Source organism: Nocardioides sp. zg-DK7169, assembly GCF_013155365.1.
Taxonomy (GTDB): Bacteria; Actinomycetota; Actinomycetes; order Propionibacteriales; family Nocardioidaceae; genus Nocardioides.
Map to the genome: position 1 here is coordinate 410,476 of NZ_JABJRA010000002.1, position 18,415 is coordinate 428,890.

An 18,415-nucleotide genomic window follows, 5' to 3' on the forward strand; every position below is an offset into this window, starting at 1 on the left:
CGTCGCCGGACGATGGGACTGTCACTGGGGATCGGGACTGGGAGCGGGATCAGGTCGGGGCAGGTGCGGTGCGGGCCGGGCCGGGTGCATCTCGATGAGCAGCAGCATGCCGAGCGCGCTCACGGCGAAGCAGAGGCCGAAGCCGGGCACGAGGCTCCCGGTGAGGTCGGCGAGCGCCCCCATCAGGAAGGGGCCCGCCGCACCGGCGGTGAAGGAGAAGAGCATCGCCATCGAGCTCAGCCGGGTCGCGTCCTGTGGTGACGTCGCCTCGTCCTGCAACGTCACCAGGGCCAGGCTGCTCGCCCCGCCGATGCCGAATCCGGCCAGCAGCAGGCCGGGCAGGGCCAGGCCCGCGGGCGAGAGCGCCAGCAGGCCGGTGCCCACGGTCGAGGTCACCATTGCTACGGCGAAGACCCCGCGCCGACCGCGGATCCGGTCGGTCAGGGCGGTCAGGCCCAGGATCGAGATCAGCTGCACGCTCTGGAAGAGCACCAGGTAGAGCGCGGCGGTGTGGGCCGAGATCCCGTGGTCGATGAAGAGGCTGGGCAGCCACGCGATCACGCCGAAGCCCAGGAACATCGGTACGACGTAGACCGCGGTGACGAACCATGCGCGGCGTTCCCGCAGCGGCAGCGAGACCCGCTCCACCGGCCCCGTCCGCTCCGGCATCCCCGCGCCCGCGCCTCGTACCGCCGCCAGCGCCACCACCAGGAGCAGCGCCGCCGCGCCCCACAGAGCCAGGGCCACCCGCCACCCACCCAGGTGGTCGGTGATCGGCTGCGCCGTGCCCGCGGCCAGCCCGACGCCCAGCGCCATCGAGGTCGAGTAGACGCCGGTCGCCAGGCCCCGCAGACGCGGAAGGTAGTGGGCGATGAAGGCCGGCACCAGCGTCGAGACCGCGCCCAACGCCCCGCCGATCAGCGCGGCCGAGAGCACCAGCGGCGCCGCGGAGTCGATCCACAGGCGCGAGAGCTCGGCGACCCCCAGGAACGACAGCAGCGCGATCGACGACCGGTCCGCGCCCAGCCGGGTGGTCAGGGCGTGCCCGAGCGGGGCGCACGCCGCCATCGCCAGGATCGGCACCGACGTCAGGAGGCTGGCAGCGGTCTTGGTCAGCGACAGGTCGTCGCTGATCGCCGGCACCAGAGGAGGGGTCACGCCGAAGACGGCGCGCACGTTGACGCCGATCATCACCACCAGCGCCAGGGCCAGCCAGGTCGAGAGCCCACGCCTCGGGGCGCCGTCGGGCGCCAGCGACACCGTGGCCAGCGCGGGCTCAGAGGTCATGGAGCGCCTCAGGCCAACGCGCCGACCGGGCTGCCGACGGCCGTGCGCGCCGCGAGGAGCTCCTTGGCCAGGTCGACCCCGAGCCACGCGGTCAGCAGGCCGTCGCGGCTCCAGGTTGCCCGGAGCAGGGAGCCGTCCTCAGCCCTGTCGAGCGCCAGCACGTCGTCGGGCAGGTGCGCCCCGACGTACTGGAGCTTGCGGCCGAACTGGTCGGACCAGAAGTAGGGGACGGGGTCGTGGACGGGGCCCTGCTCCCAGTCGAGCAGGCTGGTCGCGGCGGCGGTGGCCACCATGCTGGCCTCGTCCCAGTGCTCGGCGAGCCGGTGCGAGCCGGTGTGCTCCGACCAGCGCTGCGCCACGTCGCCCAGGGCGACGACGCCGGGCACGTTGGTGCGGCAGCGGGTGTCGGTGAGGACGCCGCGGTCGAGCGCCACCCCCGAGCCCGCCAGCCAGGCCAGGTCGGGGCGTACGCCGATGCCGGTCACGACCACGTCGGCGGGCAGCACGGTGCCGTCGTCGAGGTGGACGCCGTCGGGCTCCACCGAGGTGACGCCGGTGGAGGTCCGCAGGTCGATGCCCGTCCACCAGCCGCGGGTGGTGGCGCCGACCTCGTCACCCAGCACGCCGGACAGCGGCTCGGCGCCGAACTCCACGCAGGTGACCCGGCAGCCGGCGGCGCGGGCGGCGGTGGCCACCTCGGCGCCGATCCAGCTCGCGCCGACCACCACCACGTGGGCGCCGGGGACCAGCTGCTTGCGCAGCTCCAAGGCGTCGTCGAGGGTGCGGAGCGTCGTCTGCGGGCCCTCGCCGGGCAGCCGCGACGGCGTCGCGCCGGTCGCGACGGCGAGCGCGTCGTACTCGACCTCGCCGGCGGTGGTCTCCAGCCGGCGGCGGTCGGTGTCGAGCGCGACCGCGGTCACACCGAGGCGCAGGTCGACGGCGAGCTTCTCGGTGTCGAAGGGCAGGGGGGACGCGTCGCGCTCCCCGGCCAGCACGGCCTTGGAGAGCGGCGGCCTGTCGTACGGCGGGACGTGCTCGGCGCTGAGCACCGTCAGCGTCCCGGTGAACTTCTTGCGCCGCAGGGTCGCGCACAGCCTGGCGGCCGCCAGCCCGCCGCCCACCACGACCACCCGGCCGTTCTCGAGGTCGAGGGCATGGCTGGCCCGGGCGGCGGTCACGTCGCGGTCTTGGTGTAGTGCTCCGCGAAGAGCGGGGTGTCGCCCAGCATCCGCTCGCCGGGGGTGAAGGTGACCGGGATGGTGTGGAAGCCCGCGTTGGTGCCCTGGTCGGGGTAGGCCACGACGTTGTCCATGTCGACGACGTAGTCGCCCATCCGGCCGAGCACCTGGCGGATCATCTCCCGGGCCATCGCCTTGCCCAGGTGGGAACCGGCGCAGCGGTGGATGCCGAGACCGAACGCGACGTGCCGGTTGGGCCAGCGGGTGATGTCGACGGTGTCGGGGTTCTCGAACTGCTCGGGGTCCCGGTTCGCCGATCCCCACGAGAGCAGCGCCCGGTCGCCCTTGCGGACGGGGCAGCCCTGGAACTCGGTGTCCTCCATGATCGTGCGGGCGAGCGCCTGGGTGGGGGAGAAGACCCGGAGGAACTCCTCCACGGCGATGTCGACCATCGACGGGTCGTCGATCAGCCGCTTGCGCTCCTCGGGGTTCTGGTAGAGCCAGACCAGCGACTGGGTGACCAGCGAGGCGGTGGTGCCGACCCCGCCGGAGATGACCAACTCGAGGATCGAGTAGACCTCGTCGTCGTCCATCCGACGACCGTCCACCTCGGAGTTGATGAAGTGGGTGGTCGCGTCGTCGCTGGGGTTCTCGCGGCGGTGGGCGATGTGTTCGCGGACCGTCTTGCTCACCCACGGCACCGCGACCTCGGCGGCGTGCTGGTACTCCGGGGAGCCGGGCGTCGCAGAGACCAGCGTGTGCATCGCGTCGACGTAGTTCTTGTACTCCGAGGGATCCAGGCCGAGCCAGTCGATGGTCACGGCGGCCGGCACCCCGGCGACGATCGCGAGGTCGGCCTCGCCCTGCTCGATGATGGTGTCGATGAACCCGGTCACGTAGTGGCGGACCACCTCGTCGAGGTTCTCCACCGCGGCGGGGGCGGTGACCTTGTTGACCGCCTTGCGGTAGGGGCGGAACTCCGGCGGGTCGAGCTCGATCGGGATGTGGAAGGCAGTGGGGGCCTTGGGGATGGTCACCGAGAGGCCGGGCCCGCCGAACTCGTCGTGCCGGCCGGAGGAGAAGAGGTCGTCGTTGCGGGACGCCTCGAAGACCGACTTGTAGTCTGCGAGCACCCAGTAGCCGCCGTGGGCCTCGGTCCACGCGACCGGAGCCTCCTCACGCAGCCGACGGTAGACACCCACGTGGTCCTCGGCATGGTCCGCAGAGTGGTGGTCGAAGTGGATGACGGGGCAGCGGGGCTGGTCGGACATCGGGATCCATCCTCCTTGGGGGCCAAGGGGTTCCTTGGGTGAGCAGGATCATGATAATAGTTATACCCAGCACGGAGTCAAGGGAGTCCCACCCGCAGCAGGGTGGGCACCGGGATTCCCCCGCAGGCACCTTGGTGCGACCCCAGTCAGGAGGACCCCATTCCATGAGAGTTGCCGCCGACCTCGAGAAGTGTCAGGGCCACGGCCTTTGCCGGATGTCCGCGCCGGACGTGTACGACGTCACGGTCGACGAGGGGCAGGTGATCGTGAAGTTCGACGGCGAGATTCCTGAGGAGCTGGAGGACGGCGCCGCCCTCGGCGTCGACTCGTGCCCGGAGATCGCCCTGAGCATCGAGGAGTGACCGCGGGACGTCGCAGGGGCGACTCCCGCGACGACCCGACGTGGGCTCGTCCCCGTTCCCCGTCCGTGCGTGCCGCGGCCGGGGAACGGGGGACCGGCCTGCTGGCGTTCCTGCTCCTTGGTACGGCGATCGTCGTACCGACCCTGCTCGGGGTGCTCTCGGTCGAGATCACCACCGATCTCGGCCTCAGTGACTCCGCACTCGGTGCGGTGGTCTCCGCGTTCTGGGCGGTGACCGCCCTCGCCGCCCCGGTGGCCGGCCGATGGGTGGATGGGCGCGGGTGGCCGCTCGGTGCCTGGCTCGGCCCCGTGGTCAGCGCGCTCTGCCTGGCTGCCTGCGTCCTCCTCGTCGACTCCTGGCTGGCGCTCCTCCTGGTCGCTGCGCTCGGCGGCGTGGGGTACGGCATCTGCTCGCCGACCACCAACCTGCTGGTGATGGCCGCGGTCCCGGCCCGTCGTCAGGCGACGGTGCTCGGGCTCAAGCAGACCGCCCCGCCGCTGCTGATGGCCGCGGCGGGCGCGACCCTGCCGGCGGTGGCGCACCTGCACGGCTGGCGTACGGCGATGGCGATCTCGCTGGTGCTGCCGGCCTCGGTGCTCGCGCTGGTCGCCCGCCGGGTCGCCGGTGCTCCGCGGGTCGGGCACCGCGGCGACGCCTCGCGGGTGGAGCTCTCGCCGGCGGAGCGGGCCAGTGTCCGACGGGCCCTGGTGCCGATGGTCGTCGCTGCCGGCCTCGGCACCTTCTCGGTCGCGACGCTCACCGGTTTCGCGGTGCTCACCTTGGTCTCAGCGGGTCTCGGGCCGGTGGCGGCCGCGGGGGTGGTCTCCGGGGGCAGCCTGGCCGCAGTCGTGGCCAGGGTCGCGGCCGGCAGGTTCCTGGACGGCAGGCCGTCCTCCGACGTGACGCCGCTGCTCGCGGTCATGGGCCTCGCGGGGCTGGCGTTGCTGCTCGTGTCCGCGGGCGTCTTCGGTCTCGAGAGGTCGGCCGGGAGCGGCTGGCAGGCACTGGTCGTGGCGGGGGTGGTGCTGGCGCTGGTGGCGGCCTGGACCTGGCCGGCCCTGCTGCTGATCGCCGTCGTACGAAGCAGCAGTGCGGGGCCGGGGGCGGCCAGCGGGCTGCTCCAGCTGGGCAGCGGCCTGGGATCGGCGGTGGGTCCCGCGGCCTTCGGCGTGCTCTCGGACGCCGGAGGCCGCGGGTGGGCCTGGTCGGTGATGGGGTTCCTCACCGTCCTGGCCATGGTGCTGGTGCGGCGACCTACTTCGTGAACGCTCCGGCGTCCACCGTCAGGGTGGTGCCGGTGACGTAGCGGCCGTCGTCGCTGGTCAGGTAGAGGATCGCGTTGGTGATGTCGTCGCACTCCACCCACGGCACGGCCAGGGAGTTCAGGCCCACCATCCCGGGGGCGGCCGCCTCCTCGGTGGCCTCCTCGCCCTCGCCCACGAACATCGAGTACGTGCCCGGGTTCTTCACCATGATGGTGGCCACGTTGGTCGGGTGGATCGTGTTGACCCGGACGTTGTACGGCGCGAGCTCGTTGGACATGGTGCGCATGAGGCCGACGATGCCGTGCTTGGCGCTCACGTAGTGCGCCACGTGCTGGATGCCCTTGAGTCCGCCGATCGAGCTGGTGAAGACCATCGAGCCGCCCTCGCCCTGCTCGATCAGGGTGGGGATGGCGACCTTGGCGGTGTGGAAGACGCCGGTGAGGTTGACGTCGATCATGTCCTTCCACATCTCGGAGGTCAGCTCCCACGACTTCCCGTAGGTGGCGATCCCGGCGTTCGCCAGCACGATGTCGATGCGGCCGAGCTCCTGGACGCCCTCGTCGAACGCCTGCTGGAGCGCGTCGAGATCGCGGACGTCGGCGGTGCGCGCGACGATCCGCTGGCCGGTGGCCTCCACCGCCTTGACCGTCTGCTCCAGCTCGTCGGAGGTCGCGAGCGGGTAGAAGGGGGTCACGGTGTCGATCTCGGCGCAGATGTCGACGGCGATGATGTCCGCCCCCTGCTCCGCCATGCGGATCGCGTGATTGCGTCCCTGTCCCCGAGCGGCGCCCGTGATGAATGCGACCTTGCCTGCGAGGCGACCTGCCATGGTGAGCTCCATTTCCTGCGCATGATTGGACTCAATATGATCGTCGTCACATCCGCCGGCGTCAAGGGCATGTCACGGCGGGAAAATCGATGAGGCGCACTCGTTGTGATCAACGCCATACCTACGTATGGTGCCAATGGTTCACATCATTTATGGGAGGCGCCTCAATGTCGATCACCGAAGCCGTGGCCGGGCCGCCGGACATCCTGTCCTCCGAGTACCTCACCGACCCCTATCCCTTGCAGCGGGTCCTGCGCGACCACCACCCGGTGCTCTTTCACGAGGCGACGCAGAGCTACCTGATCAGCCGGTTCGAGGACGTGGCAGGGGCCTTCCGCAGTCCGCAGTTCTCCAGCCGCAACTACGAGTGGCAGCTCGAGCCCCTGCACGGCCGCACCATCCTGCAGATGGAGGGCACGGAGCACTCGCGGCACCGGGCGCTGCTCAACCCGTTCTTCCGCGGCAAGGGCCTGGAGAGGTTCATGCCGGTGATCCGTGAGAACGCCATGGGCTTGATCCAGGAGGTGGTCGCCTCGGCGGGCTCCGACTTGATGGACCCGCTCGCACGGACCGGCCGGGCCGACATCGTCCAGGACTTCTCCACCTGGTTCCCGATCAACGTCATGGTCGACATGCTGGGCCTGCCGAAGAGCGACCACGACCGGTTCCACCGGTGGTACGAGTCGATCATGGCCAGCCTCAACAACCTCGCGGGCGACCCCGAGGTGACTGCCGCCGCGGAGGCCACCCGGCACGAGCTGCGCGACTACATGTTGCCGATCATCAAGGAGCGCCGCTCCGGCGACGGGGAGGACCTGCTCTCCCGTCTGTGCCGCGCCGAGGTGGACGGGCAGCAGATGAGCGACGAGGAGATCAAGGCGTTCGTCAGCCTCCTCCTGGTCGCCGGGGGCGAGACCACCGACAAGGCCGTGACGAGCATGGTCCGCAATCTGATGGACAACCCCGACCAGCTCGAGGCGGTCCGTCGGGACCGGTCGCTGGTCGACAATGCCATCGCCGAGACGCTGCGGCACTCGGGGCCGGTGCACATGATCATGCGCCAGACCGAGGAGGACGTGGAGCTGCACGGCGTCACGATCCCGGCCGGCTCGACCTGCATCATGATGCTCGCGGCGGCGAACCGTGACGAGCGGCAGTTCGCCGACCCGGACAGGTTCGACATCTTCCGGGAGGACCTGGACGTCGCCAAGGCCTTCAGTGGGGCGGCGAACCACGTCCAGTTCATCCTCGGCCGGCACTTCTGCGTCGGCTCGCAGCTGGCCCAGACCGAGATGCGGATCGCGCTCAACCTGGTGCTCGACCGGATGGAGAACCTTCGTTACGCCGAGGGCTTCGTCCCGCACGAGGCCGGCCTGTACTCGCGTGGCATCCCGGAGCTGCTCGTCGAGTTCGACCCCGTGTCGGAGGCCTAGTCGCAGGCGTCCGAGGCGGGGGACGAGGGGTGACACTCCACGACACTACGTGATAATAGTGATCACGAATCTTGGTGTCGCAGGGCACCCGAGCGCAGGAGGAAGCATGGACTTCGCCGTGGACGAGACCCACGAGGCCATCCGAGACGCCGTGCGAGCCATGTGCTCGAAGTTCGGCGACGACTACTGGATGGAGAAGGACGAGAAGCACGAGTTCCCCTGGGACTTCTACCAGGCGGTGGCGGATGCCGGCTGGCTCGGCCTGAGCATCCCGGAGGAGTACGGCGGCGGCGGGCTCGGGGTCACCGAGGCGGCCATCGTCGAGCGCGAGATCTCGGCCTCGGGGGCCGGGATGGCGGGCTGCTCCGCCGTCCACATCGGCATCTTCGGGTTCGAGCCGCTGATCCGGCATGGCAGCGAGGAACTCAAGCGGCGGTTCCTTCCTCGCGCCGCCGCGGGCGACCTGCACGTCTCCTTCGCCGTCACCGAGCCGGACGCCGGCACCGACACGCTCAACCTCCAGACCTCGGCCCGCAAGGTCGACGGCGGCTGGCTGGTGTCGGGCAAGAAGGTGTGGATCACCAAGGCCCAGGAGGCCGAGCGGATGTTCCTGCTCGTCCGCACCTCCCCGCGCGAGGGCAAGGCGCACCGCGGCCTGACCCTCATGTTCGCCACCCTCGACCCCGAGACGGTGACCATCCGCGAGATCCCCAAGCTGGGACGCAATGCGGTCGACACCAACGAGCTCTTCATCGACGACCTCTTCGTCGCCGACGAGGACGTCATCGGCGAGGTCGGCGAGGGGTTCAAGGTCATCCTCGGTGGGTTGAACGCCGAGCGGGTGATCTCCGCCAACGCCGCGCTCGGCCTGGGGGAGGCCGCCCTGCGTCGGGCGGTCGCCTACGCCAACGAGAGAGTCGTCTTCGGCCGCCCGATCGGCAAGAACCAGCTGATCGCCGGCCAGCTCGCCGACGCGCGGATCCGCCTCGACGCGGCCACCGCCATCTGCGACAAGGCCGCCTGGATGGTCGACAACGACATCCCCTGCGGCCGCGAGGCCAACGAGGCGAAGTTCCTCGCCAGCGAGGCGGGCTTCAACGCCGCCGACGTCGCGATCAACGTGCACGGGGGCTACGGCTACGCCCGGGAGTACCACGTCGAGCGCTACTTCCGAGAGTCCCGGCTCAACAGGATCGCGCCGATCAGCCAGGAGATGGTCCTCAACTACGTCGCCGAGCACGTGCTCGGCCTGCCGCGCAGCTACTGAGGGGTGGACGTGGAGACTGCGCTCCTCCGGCGGCTCGAGGTCGAGTCCGCCGCGGCCAACCTGATGTACCGCTACCAGGCCCTGGTCGACGCCAAGGACGTCGAGGCCCTGGGGGAGTTGGCCACCGACGACATCGAGCTGTCTCGGGCCCAGGGCGACGCCCGCGGACGTGAGGCGTTCAAGGACCTCTACCGGGCCTTCGCCGCCTCCGACGTCGACGTCGCCCAGCACATGGTCACCAACCTCCTGGTCACGCCCCTCGGTGGGGAGCGTTACCAGGTGGACGCGACCTTCTGGGTGATCACCACCCACGAGGCCGGCGGCGCCCGGCAGATCTGGGGCAGGTACCGCAACGACATCGTCGAGGTCGGCGGTGAGTGGCGGCTGGCGGCCAAGAGGATCCGGGTCGCGCGGGTCGCGCTCGTGCCCGAGGAGTCCCTGCTGCCCCGCGACCACAGCTCCTTCGGTCCGCTCCCGGACTGATCCCCGCAGGTTCGTTCGCATGGAGGAGAAGAATGCCGATGGCGATGAGCACCGAGGACCGGCTGCGCCGGATCGAGGACAAGCTGGCCATCCAGGACCTCGCGCACCTCTACGGGTTCGTGATGGACGAGCGCGACCTGGACGGGTTGGACAGCCTGTTCACCCCGGACGCGCACCTGGGATCCGCAGACGGCGTCCTCAGTGCCGACGGCGTGGAGGCGATCGCCAGGACGTACCGGGCCAGGTATGACGCACTGGGCGCCACCCACCACTTCATCCACTCCGCGCTGACCCGCTTCGACGACTCCGACCCGGACGTGGCGCGGGGCCTGGTCAGCGGGCACGCCGAGGTGGTCCGCGAGGGCGAGGTGATGTGGGTGGCGCTGCGCTACCACGACATCTACCGGCGCACCGGGGACGGCTGGCGGATCGCCGAGCGGGTGATGGGCTACATGTACTACCTGCCGGTCAGCGAGTACGTCGAGGCGATGAAGACCGACGACCGCAGCCTCGTCTACGGCGACGCCCGCCCTGCCGACTGGCCGTCGGTGCTGCACGGGCACGACCTGGACTGGCTCCGCGCGTTCTACGCCGGGGGTCGGGGCGCGCAGGAGGGCGCGTCATGACGGCCCGTGTGGCGAGCGCGGGGAGCGAGGACGTCGTCGACGTCGTCGTCCTGGGCAGCGGGTGCGCCGGCATGGTCTCGGCGCTGAGCGCCGCGGACCACGGCGCGTCGGTCGCCCTGCTGGAGAAGGCCGACGTGCTCGGCGGCACGACCGCGCTCTCCAGCGGCGTGGCCTGGCTGCCGGCCAACCGCTACCAGGCCGAGCACGGCGTCGAGGACTCGCCCGACGAGGGTCGGGAGTACTTGGCGGCGCTCTCCCACGGGTTGGTCCGGCCGGAGATGGCCGACGCCTTCGTCGACACCGTCAAGGACATGCTGGACTGGGTCGAGGAGCGCACCCCGCTGCGGATGCGGCTGGTCGAGGGTTATCCCGACTACCACCCCGAGCACCCGGGTGGGAAGCCCGGCGGTGGTCGCTCCGCGGAGCCCGAGCTCTTCTCCTTCCACGAGCTGGGGGAGTGGGCCGACCGGTTCCTCGGGTCTCGCCGCTCCATGTATGTCGGGGAGACCCCGGTCGGCGGCGGCACCGGCTTCCTCGACCCGGAGGAGGAGGCCAGGCGGACCGAGGAGGCCCTCGAGGGCCTGGGCCGGGGCATGCTCGGCGCCCTGCTCAAGGGGTTGCTCGACCACCAAGTGGTGGTCCGCGCCGGATGTGGGGCCGTCCGGCTGCTCACCGAGGACGGCAGGGTCGTCGGCGTCGAGCTCGCTGACGGCCGACAGGTACTGGCCCGCCGGGGCGTCGTGCTGGCCACCGGTGGCTTCGAGCGCGACCCCGATCTCGTCCGCGCCTTCCTGCGTGGACCGGTGCAGAGCCCGCCCGGAGCTCCGTCCAACACCGGCGACGGTCTGCGGATGGCGATGCGGGTGGGTGCCCAGCTGGGCGTGATGCGCGAGGCCTGGTGGGCGCCGGTGGTGACGCTCCCAGGCGTCGAGGGGGAGCAGTACGCCAACCACGGCGTGCAGCTGCTCCAGCGCGAGCGGACCCTGCCGCGGACGATCATGGTCAACGCGGATGGTCGCAGGTTCACCAACGAGGCGGCCAACTACAACGCGCTCGGCGCGGCGTTCCACGTCTTCCACCCGACCCGGTTCGAGTACGAGAACCAGCCCGCGTGGGTGGTCTTCGACCAGGGCTACGTCGAGATGTACGGCGGCTACGGCGTGCCCGCCGGTGCCGAGATGCCCGGTTGGATGACCCGCGCGGACACCGTGGCCGAGCTGGCCGAGGCGATCGGGGTCCCGGTGGGCGAGCTGACCGCCACGGTCCGGCGGTGGAACGAGCTCTGCGCGCAGGGCCGGGACGACGACCATGGCCGCGGGAGCTCGGCGTACGACGGGTGGTGCGGCGACCGCCGCCACTACCCGGGGACCGCCGCCACCCTCGGCCCGCTGGACCGCGCCCCGTTCTACGCGGCGTCCGTGCACGCCAGCTCCCTGGGCACCAAGGGCGGCCCGCTGACCACCCCCGACTGCGAGGTCCTCGACGTGGACGGGGACCCGATCCCCGGCCTCTACGCCGTGGGCAACGCGATGGCCGCCCCCACCGGGATGGTCTACGGCGGCGCCGGCGGGACCCTCGGCCCGGCGATGGTCTTCGGCTACCGCTGCGGCAAGGCGGTCGCCTCGGCCTGACACCTCTCGGCAGGCACGTCCGTGCCCCCATGGGCCGGGCGAACCTGCGGCAGGGCCTTGTCCGGCCGGATGTGACGTGGAACACTCCCCAAATCATGATTACCGATATCAGTGATTGGAGCCGGGCCGATGACGATGGCGGACGAGAGGGTGTTGCCCGACCTGGACGCGCTGGCGGGTGGCTGGCTCGGCCGGCTTCAGGGCGCCCTGCGCGAGGGCGCGGTCGACGCGAGCGGTGAGCTGTTCCACGACGACGCCTGGTGGCGCGACCTGCTGGCCCTCACCTGGGACCTGCGGACCGCGCACGGGCACGCCGCGCTGGCCGAGCGGATCTCCGACGGACCGCGGGTGGGTGAGGTCTCGCTCGCGCTCGCCGGCCCCGCGACCCTGGTCGAGGCCGGCCGGGAGCCGTGGGTGCAGGCGATGTTCGAGCTCTCCACCCCCGTCGCCCGTGGGCGGGGAGTGCTGCGCCTGGTCGAGCGGGACGGGGTATGGAAGGCGTGGACGCTGCTGACCGCGATGGACGCGCTCGTCGACCACGAGGAGCTGACCGGCGTGCGCCGCCCGATGGGTGGCGCGCAGGGCGCCGACAGGACGGCCCGCAGCTGGTCGGAGGCGCGCAGGCGGCAGGAGGAGTTCGAGGACGGCGAGCCCGCCGTGCTGGTCGTCGGGGCCGGCCATGGCGGGCTCGGGCTGGCGGCGAGGCTGGGCTGCCTCGGGGTGCCGACGCTGGTGGTCGACCGCAACCCGCGGATCGGCGATGGCTGGCGCAACCGCTACGACTCGCTGGTGCTGCACGACCCGGTCTGGTACGACCACCTGCCCTACCTTCCGTTCCCGCCGAGCTGGCCGGTCTACACGCCGAAGGACAAGCTGGCCGACTGGCTGGAGTCCTACGCCCGGACCATGGAGCTCAACGTCTGGACCGGCACCGAGCTGGTCGAGAGCGCGCACGAGGGCGAGCGGGGCTGGAGGGTCACGCTGCGCCGCGCGGACGGGAGCACTCGCACCGTCCGCCCTCGGCACCTGGTGCTGGCCACCGGGGTCAGCGGCACCGAGCCGAACATGCCGGCCCTGCCTGGGGCCGAGGAGTTCGCCGGCCTGGCGGTCCACTCCAAGGACTTCCCCCGCGGCGCGGACTTCGCCGGGAAGAGGGCCGTGGTGGTCGGCAGCTGCAACAGCGGCCACGACCTGGCCCAGGAGCTCTTCGAGAAGGGCGCTGCGGTCACCATGGTCCAGCGCTCGCCCACCTACGTGGTGAGCGTCGCCGGTTCCGGGCTGGCCATGGCCGGGATGTACGACGAGTCCGGGCCGCCGACCGACGTCGCGGACCTGCTCGGTGCCTCGTTCCCCTTCAGCTGCGCTCCGGAGATGCACCAGGCGACGACCGCCGCGATGGCCGAGCACGACAAGGAGATGCTGGAGGGCCTGGCGAGGGTCGGCTTCCAGACCTCCTCGGGCATCAACGGCACCGGTGCGCTGCAGCTCTTCCTGCAGCGTGGCGGCGGCTACTACATCAACGTCGGCTGCTCCGAGCTGATCGCGGAGGGCCGGATCGCGGTCCGCTCCGGGACCGGGGTGGGTCGCTTCACTCCCACCGGCCTGGAGCTGGAGGACGGCAGCACGCTCGACGCGGACGTCGTCGTCTTCGCGACCGGCTACCAGGGGATGCTCCAGACCGCCCGCCGGCTCCTCGGCGACGACGTCGCCGACCGGTGCGGTCCCGTGTGGGGGCTGGACGAGGAGGGCGAGCTCCAGGGCGTGTGGCGCCAGTCCGGCCACGACGGCCTGTGGTTCATGGGCGGCAATCTCGCGATGGCGCGCTTCTACGGCAAGTTCCTCGCGCTCCAGCTCAAGGCGATGGAAGAGGGGCTGCTCGAGCCCCGCACACTCTCGGAAGGCGGGACGGCATGAGCGACACGACCACCAGCCCGGAGCCCTCGGTGTCCGCAGGGGGAACCGGTCCGCTTGCGGGGAAGGTCGCGCTGATCACCGGCGCGGCCCGCGGCCAGGGGCGCAGCCACGCGCTGCGACTGGCTCGCGACGGCGCCGCGATCATCGCCGTGGACCTCTGCGAGCACATCGGGAGTCTGGAAGGGTTCTACGACCTGGCCACGCCCGAGGACCTCGAGGAGACCGTGCGCCAGGTCCGGGCGGCGGGAGGCCGGATCCACGCCGCGCGGGTGGACGTCCGCGACATCGACGCGCTGACCGCTGCGGTCGACGCAGGGGTGGAGGAGCTCGGCAACGTCAGCATCGTGGTCGCCAACGCCGGCATCTTCACCTTCGGTGAGGCGACCCATGAGGTGAGCGCCGACGCGTGGCGCGAGCTGATGGACGTCAACGTGACCGGGGTGTGGCACACCTACAAGGCGGCGGCGCCGCACCTGCTGGCGGCGGGCGACGGCGGCTCGGTGATCATCATCGCCTCGCTGGCGGGGTTCAAGGGGTTGGCCAACGTGGCGGCGTACACCACCACCAAGCACGCCATCGTCGGGCTGATGAAGGTCCTGGCCAACGAGCTGGGCCCGCACGGGATCCGGGTGAACACGATCCACCCCAACTCGATCGACACCGACATGGTGAAGAACTCCCGCACCTACCGGTTGTTCCGGCCCGACCTCGACGAGCCGAGGGCGGAGGACGCCGAGGCGGCCTTCGCCGGGCTGAACCCGATGGGCAAGGCCTGGATCGAGCCCGAGCACGTCTCGAACGCGGTGGCGTGGCTCGCCGGACCCGAGTCGTACTACGTGTCCGGCGGGCAGATCCCGGTCGACGGGGGCGCGTCCGTGCAGTGAGCCGAGCCCCGTCAAGGGGCAGGACGGGCGACGGCCCGGCACGGCGCGTCCTGGACGTGGCCGGGCCGGGCCATTGCCCTTGACGTGATGCAAACCATATATATAGTTCTCAGCAATATGGCGCCTGTCGCCATGTCCCCGAGCCGAGGAGAACCCCATGTCCGACCGCACCGCCGTCGAAGACCTCGCCAACCGTTACTCCCTCGCCTACGACACCGCAGACCTCGCGACGCTCGAGTCGGTCTTCACCGAGGACGCGACCTTCTCGATGGTGATCGCGGGCGGCGACAAGATCTCCTTCGGTCCCCGTGACGCGATCATGAAGCTGATGGGCGACTCGCTCTCCTCGCAGAAGGACCAGCGTCGCCACGTCAACAGCAACCTGATCGTCGAGGGCACCGAGGACGGGGTCACCCGGACCAAGCACTACCTCACCCTGATGGGCACCGAGAACGGCGAGATCAAGCTGCTCTCCGCCGGCGTCTACTCCTCCGAGATCGTCGAGGAGGGCGGGTCCTTGCGCTTCCGGGTCCTCCACCTCGACCTCGACAAGGCCTACTGAGTCCGTCCAGCCGACCCCATCCCCGAGGACCACGCACATGAACCAAGGACTCATCCCCGCCAAGTGGGCGCGCCTGACGCCCAACGGACAGGCGATCTTCGACGCGGCCGACGAGCGGCGGGTCACCTGGCGTGACTTCGACGAGCTGGTCCGGCGGATGGCCAACGGGCTGCTTGCTCTCGGCCTGACCAAGGGCGACAAGGTCGCCATGCTGTCGCGCAACTGCGTGGAGTTCCAGGCGCTCTACTTCGCGGCCGGTCGGGTCGGCCTGGTGACCCAGCCGCTCAACTGGCGGCTCGCCACACCGGCGCTGGTCCAGGTGGTCAAGGACGCCGGCCCGAGGATCCTCATCACCCAGGGTGAGTTCTCCGACGTGGCCAAGGAGGTGGAGCGCGAGGTCGACCTGGTCGCCGCTCTTTCCTTCGGCCCCGGGTCGGACGGCAGCCTGGACGAGCTGATCGCCGGGTCGTCCGACCTGGAGCCCGTGCAGAGTGCCCACGTGTCGGAGGACGACCCGTTCTTCCTGCTCTACACCGGCGGCACGACGGGTGACTCGAAGGGCGCGCTGCACACCCATCGAAGCGCTGCGGCCGGCATGCTCAACCAGACGGTGGCCGAGCGGATCGTCTCGACGGACGTCTACATGCTGACCGGGCAGATGTACCACATCCCGATCGTGCTGGCGATGAACTACCTGAAGCACGGCTGCCCGCTCGTGCTGATGAACTTCGCTCCCAAGCTCGCCCTCGACCTGATCGAGAACGAGAAGGTCTCGGCGTTCCTCGGTGTCACCACGATGCTCAACTGGATGATGGCCGAGCCCGGCTTCGCCCAGTATGACCTCTCCAGCCTGCGCAACATCCAGTACGGCGGCGGTCCGATGCCGTCCAACATCGTGCGCCAGGCGCTCGACTCCTTCCCGTGCACGCTGATCCAGGGCTACGGGCAGACCGAGGGCACCACGATGACCTTCCTCTCCCAGGAGGACCACCTCGACGCCGTCAACGGCATCCACCCCGAGCGGCTCAAGTCGTGCGGGCGTGAGGGATTCGTGACCAGCGTCCGGGTGGTCGACCTCGACGGGCGCGACGTCCCCAAGGACGGACGCACCCCCGGCCAGATCGTCGTGAAGAGCCCGGCCAACATGGTCGGCTACCTCAACCGGTCGGACCTGACCGCGCAGACCTTGCGGGACGGGTGGATGTGGACGGGCGACGTGGCCACGTGGGACGAGGACAGCTACGTCTTCATCGTCGACCGGGCCAAGGACATGATCATCTCCGGCGGAGAGAACATCTACTCCGTGCAGGTCGAGGAGGCCATCGCCACCCATCCGGCCGTCCTGGAGTGCGCTGTCATCGGTGTGCCCGACGAGGAGTGGGGCGAGACCGTCAAGGGCTTCGTCGTGCTCAAGCCGGGCATGGAGGCCAGCGAGCAGGAGATCATCGAGCAGGCCAGGAAGCACCTGGCCAGCTACCAGAAGCCGCGATCGGTCGACTTCGTGGTCGAGCTGCCCAAGGCGCCGACCGGGAAGATCCTCAAGCGTGAGCTGCGCAAGCCGTTCTGGGAGGACCAGGAGCGGAATGTCTGACGCTGGCTACGAGGACCGGGTCGGCCGCGAGTTCCCCGGGGGCGAGTACACCCTCGCTCCCTGGCGGGTCTGGCTGACCGCGGACGTCCTGTTCGACGACCCGTGGGACGAGGTGCCGCACCCGGTGCTCGCCTGGATGGCCGGTGTCGCTGGGTCGGGGCTGTCCTGGGACGACCTGTTCGCGTGGTTCGACGCGACCGCGGAGGACGGCCCGATGTTCGGCGAGCACCACACCACCCTGCACCGCCCGCTGGAGGCCGGGGTGACCTACCAGGTCTCCGGCCGGGTGGTGTCGGTCGTACGCAAGGTCGGGAAGCGGGCTGGGACGATGGACGTCGTCGGCTACGAGCTCGACCTGCACCTGGCCGGCGCGGACGGCAGGGAGCACGTCGCCCGTTGCTACAACTCGATCGTCTTCCCGCGGAGGCCCGCATGAGCACGGCAGCAGACGTTGGTCCGGGCACCACGATCCCGTCCCTCGAGCTGGACGTCGATCCGGAGAAGATGAAGGTGATGACGGCGCTGCTCGCCGACCCCAATCCGATCCACTTCGACACCCGTGCGCTGGCCGCGCTCGGCATGGACGAGCGGCCGGTCAACCAGGGCCCGCTCAACATGGGCTACCTGCAGACGATGCTCGCCCGTTGGGCCGGCGGCCGGGACCGGCTGCTCGAGTTCCGGGTCCGCTTCCAGGGCAACGTCCTGGCCGGTGACCGGGTGCGTGCGCAGGGCCAGGTCATCGAGGTGCGGGAGACCGAGCGCGGCCGGGTGGCCACCTGCGAGATCAGCCTGGAGGTCGTCGGCGGTGCCGTCGCGCTCTCCGGGACCGCCGACGTGCTCCTGGAGGAGACCGCATGACGCTCACGCACGAACCGTCCGAGGGGCGCCTCGGGTTCCAGCTCGCCTACGGCGACACCGACACCGTCGGCATCGCCTACTTCGACATCTACTACCGGTGGATGGAGCGCTGCTACTCGACCTGGCTCTACTCCCTGGGGATCCGCAGCGGCCAGATGGGCGACGACCTCGGGGTGGTCACGGTCGGGATGAGCTCGGGCTGCCGGTACGTCGACACCGTCGAGGTGTTCGACGAGATCGTCTGCCAGGCGGTGGCCGACAGGATCGGCACGACCTCCTACGCCGTGGGCTTCGAGTTCACCCGGGGCGATCACCTGGTCACCAAGGGCCAGATGACCTTCGCGGTCCGGCAGGCCGACGACTTCAGCAAGGCGCCGATCCCCGACCGGTTGCTCAAGGCGCTGGGCGAGCTGCCGAAGCCGCGGTTCGAGGTCCAGGTGTGAGCAAGGCGCAGGCGCCGGACCTCGGTGCCTCGGTGCAGAACCTGCTCGACCGCGAGCAGCTGCGCGACCTGGTGGTGCGCTACGCGCTCGCCGTGGACGACCACGACCTCGACCTGCTGCGCACGATGTTCCACCCCGACGCGGTCTTCGACCGCGACGGGCACCTGGCGCACGGGTGGGCGGAGATCGGGGAGACGCTGGGCGCCTCGATGGCCGGGTTCCGGCGGATGCTGCACACCCCGCACGCGGCGGTCGTGCAGCTCACCGGGCCGGACGCTGCGTCCGGCGCCTCGAGCGGGCATGCCGAGCTGGTGACGCGTCGCGGCGTGCTGGTCGCGGCGTACCGCTACGCGGACGAGTTCGCTCGCCTCGACGGGCGTTGGGTGTTCACCCGGCGCGCCGTTCGCTTCCTCTATGCCACCTCAGCGCTCGAGTACGCCGCCACCCTGCCGGAGCCGGACCGGGTGCGGTTCCCGGGGGAGGAGCCGAGGGAGTCCCAGGTCCGACCAAATGATGCGCACGGATATTGAC

Annotated in this window: 19 protein-coding genes; 15 read left to right on the plus strand and 4 right to left on the minus strand. The window is 70.6% G+C overall.

Annotated features, from left to right (window positions below; translation table 11 throughout):
• Positions 1-21 precede the first annotated feature (21 nt).
• The 3 genes from HOQ23_RS04580 to HOQ23_RS04590 are packed head-to-tail and all read right to left on the minus strand — an operon-like array spanning position 22 to position 3,736.
• The gene (locus HOQ23_RS04580) at positions 22-1,287 is read right to left on the minus strand and encodes a CynX/NimT family MFS transporter (RefSeq protein ID WP_172212235.1); all 1,266 of its coding nucleotides are present in this window, start codon (positions 1,285-1,287) and stop codon (positions 22-24) included.
• 8 nt (positions 1,288-1,295) lie between these two features.
• Positions 1,296-2,465: an FAD-dependent oxidoreductase gene (locus HOQ23_RS04585; protein ID WP_172212237.1), complete on the minus strand. Its 1,170-nt coding sequence runs from the start codon at positions 2,463-2,465 to the stop codon at positions 1,296-1,298.
• Positions 2,462-3,736 (minus strand): cytochrome P450, encoded by a 1,275-nt coding sequence (locus HOQ23_RS04590; RefSeq protein ID WP_172212239.1) that lies wholly within the window; start codon positions 3,734-3,736, stop codon positions 2,462-2,464. Before HOQ23_RS04590 ends, HOQ23_RS04585 begins: the two co-directional genes overlap by 4 nt.
• Positions 3,737-3,900: 164 nt before the next feature.
• Here HOQ23_RS04590 and HOQ23_RS04595 point away from each other — a divergent pair, with 164 nt between their 5' ends.
• Positions 3,901-4,098 carry a ferredoxin gene (locus tag HOQ23_RS04595; protein WP_166133032.1) on the plus strand — a complete coding sequence of 66 codons (198 nt, stop codon included), beginning with the start codon at positions 3,901-3,903 and terminating at the stop codon, positions 4,096-4,098.
• Positions 4,095-5,363: an MFS transporter gene (locus HOQ23_RS04600; protein ID WP_172212241.1), complete on the plus strand. Its 1,269-nt coding sequence runs from the start codon at positions 4,095-4,097 to the stop codon at positions 5,361-5,363. The genes HOQ23_RS04595 and HOQ23_RS04600 overlap by 4 nt, the downstream gene beginning before the upstream one ends.
• Here the strand turns inward: HOQ23_RS04600 and HOQ23_RS04605 are convergent.
• The gene (locus HOQ23_RS04605; protein ID WP_367650366.1) at positions 5,353-6,204 is read right to left on the minus strand and encodes a mycofactocin-coupled SDR family oxidoreductase; all 852 of its coding nucleotides are present in this window, start codon (positions 6,202-6,204) and stop codon (positions 5,353-5,355) included. The two genes, HOQ23_RS04600 and HOQ23_RS04605, sit on opposite strands and share 11 nt — an antisense overlap.
• 155 nt (positions 6,205-6,359) lie before the next feature.
• On the opposite strand from HOQ23_RS04605, the gene HOQ23_RS04610 reads away from it, so the two are divergent.
• The 13 genes from HOQ23_RS04610 to HOQ23_RS04670 all read left to right on the plus strand — a co-directional run bounded on the left by HOQ23_RS04610 (position 6,360) and on the right by HOQ23_RS04670 (position 18,414).
• Positions 6,360-7,625 (plus strand): cytochrome P450, encoded by a 1,266-nt coding sequence (locus HOQ23_RS04610; protein WP_172212245.1) that lies wholly within the window; start codon positions 6,360-6,362, stop codon positions 7,623-7,625.
• 106 nt (positions 7,626-7,731) lie between these two features.
• Positions 7,732-8,892 carry an acyl-CoA dehydrogenase family protein gene (locus tag HOQ23_RS04615; RefSeq protein WP_172212247.1) on the plus strand — a complete coding sequence of 387 codons (1,161 nt, stop codon included), beginning with the start codon at positions 7,732-7,734 and terminating at the stop codon, positions 8,890-8,892.
• Between the two features lie 9 nt (positions 8,893-8,901).
• Positions 8,902-9,375, plus strand: a complete 474-nt coding sequence (locus HOQ23_RS04620; protein ID WP_172212249.1) for a nuclear transport factor 2 family protein — start codon at positions 8,902-8,904, stop codon at positions 9,373-9,375.
• Positions 9,376-9,419: 44 nt separating this feature from the next.
• A complete protein-coding gene (locus tag HOQ23_RS04625; protein WP_216653598.1) occupies positions 9,420-10,001 on the plus strand; it encodes a nuclear transport factor 2 family protein in 582 nt (193 codons plus the stop codon).
• Positions 9,998-11,632 carry an FAD-dependent oxidoreductase gene (locus tag HOQ23_RS04630; RefSeq protein WP_172212253.1) on the plus strand — a complete coding sequence of 545 codons (1,635 nt, stop codon included), beginning with the start codon at positions 9,998-10,000 and terminating at the stop codon, positions 11,630-11,632. Before HOQ23_RS04625 ends, HOQ23_RS04630 begins: the two co-directional genes overlap by 4 nt.
• Positions 11,633-11,785: 153 nt before the next feature.
• Positions 11,786-13,546 (plus strand): NAD(P)/FAD-dependent oxidoreductase, encoded by a 1,761-nt coding sequence (locus HOQ23_RS04635; RefSeq protein WP_216653599.1) that lies wholly within the window; start codon positions 11,786-11,788, stop codon positions 13,544-13,546.
• Positions 13,543-14,430: a mycofactocin-coupled SDR family oxidoreductase gene (locus HOQ23_RS04640; RefSeq protein ID WP_172212257.1), complete on the plus strand. Its 888-nt coding sequence runs from the start codon at positions 13,543-13,545 to the stop codon at positions 14,428-14,430. The genes HOQ23_RS04635 and HOQ23_RS04640 overlap by 4 nt, the downstream gene beginning before the upstream one ends.
• 157 nt (positions 14,431-14,587) lie before the next feature.
• On the plus strand, positions 14,588-14,992 hold the full coding sequence (locus tag HOQ23_RS04645) for a nuclear transport factor 2 family protein (RefSeq protein ID WP_172212259.1): 405 nt from the start codon (positions 14,588-14,590) through the stop codon (positions 14,990-14,992).
• Between the two features lie 37 nt (positions 14,993-15,029).
• Entirely contained in the window at positions 15,030-16,583 is a 1,554-nt protein-coding gene (locus HOQ23_RS04650; protein WP_172212261.1) for an AMP-binding protein, read from the plus strand.
• Positions 16,576-17,019 carry a hypothetical protein gene (locus tag HOQ23_RS04655; protein ID WP_172212263.1) on the plus strand — a complete coding sequence of 148 codons (444 nt, stop codon included), beginning with the start codon at positions 16,576-16,578 and terminating at the stop codon, positions 17,017-17,019. The genes HOQ23_RS04650 and HOQ23_RS04655 overlap by 8 nt, the downstream gene beginning before the upstream one ends.
• A complete protein-coding gene (locus HOQ23_RS04660; protein ID WP_172212265.1) occupies positions 17,016-17,441 on the plus strand; it encodes a MaoC family dehydratase in 426 nt (141 codons plus the stop codon). The genes HOQ23_RS04655 and HOQ23_RS04660 overlap by 4 nt, the downstream gene beginning before the upstream one ends.
• Positions 17,438-17,884, plus strand: coding sequence for a thioesterase family protein (locus HOQ23_RS04665; RefSeq protein WP_172212267.1), 447 nt, complete (start codon positions 17,438-17,440; stop codon positions 17,882-17,884). Before HOQ23_RS04660 ends, HOQ23_RS04665 begins: the two co-directional genes overlap by 4 nt.
• A complete protein-coding gene (locus HOQ23_RS04670) occupies positions 17,881-18,414 on the plus strand; it encodes a nuclear transport factor 2 family protein (protein ID WP_172212269.1) in 534 nt (177 codons plus the stop codon). Before HOQ23_RS04665 ends, HOQ23_RS04670 begins: the two co-directional genes overlap by 4 nt.
• Position 18,415: the final 1 nt, after the last annotated feature.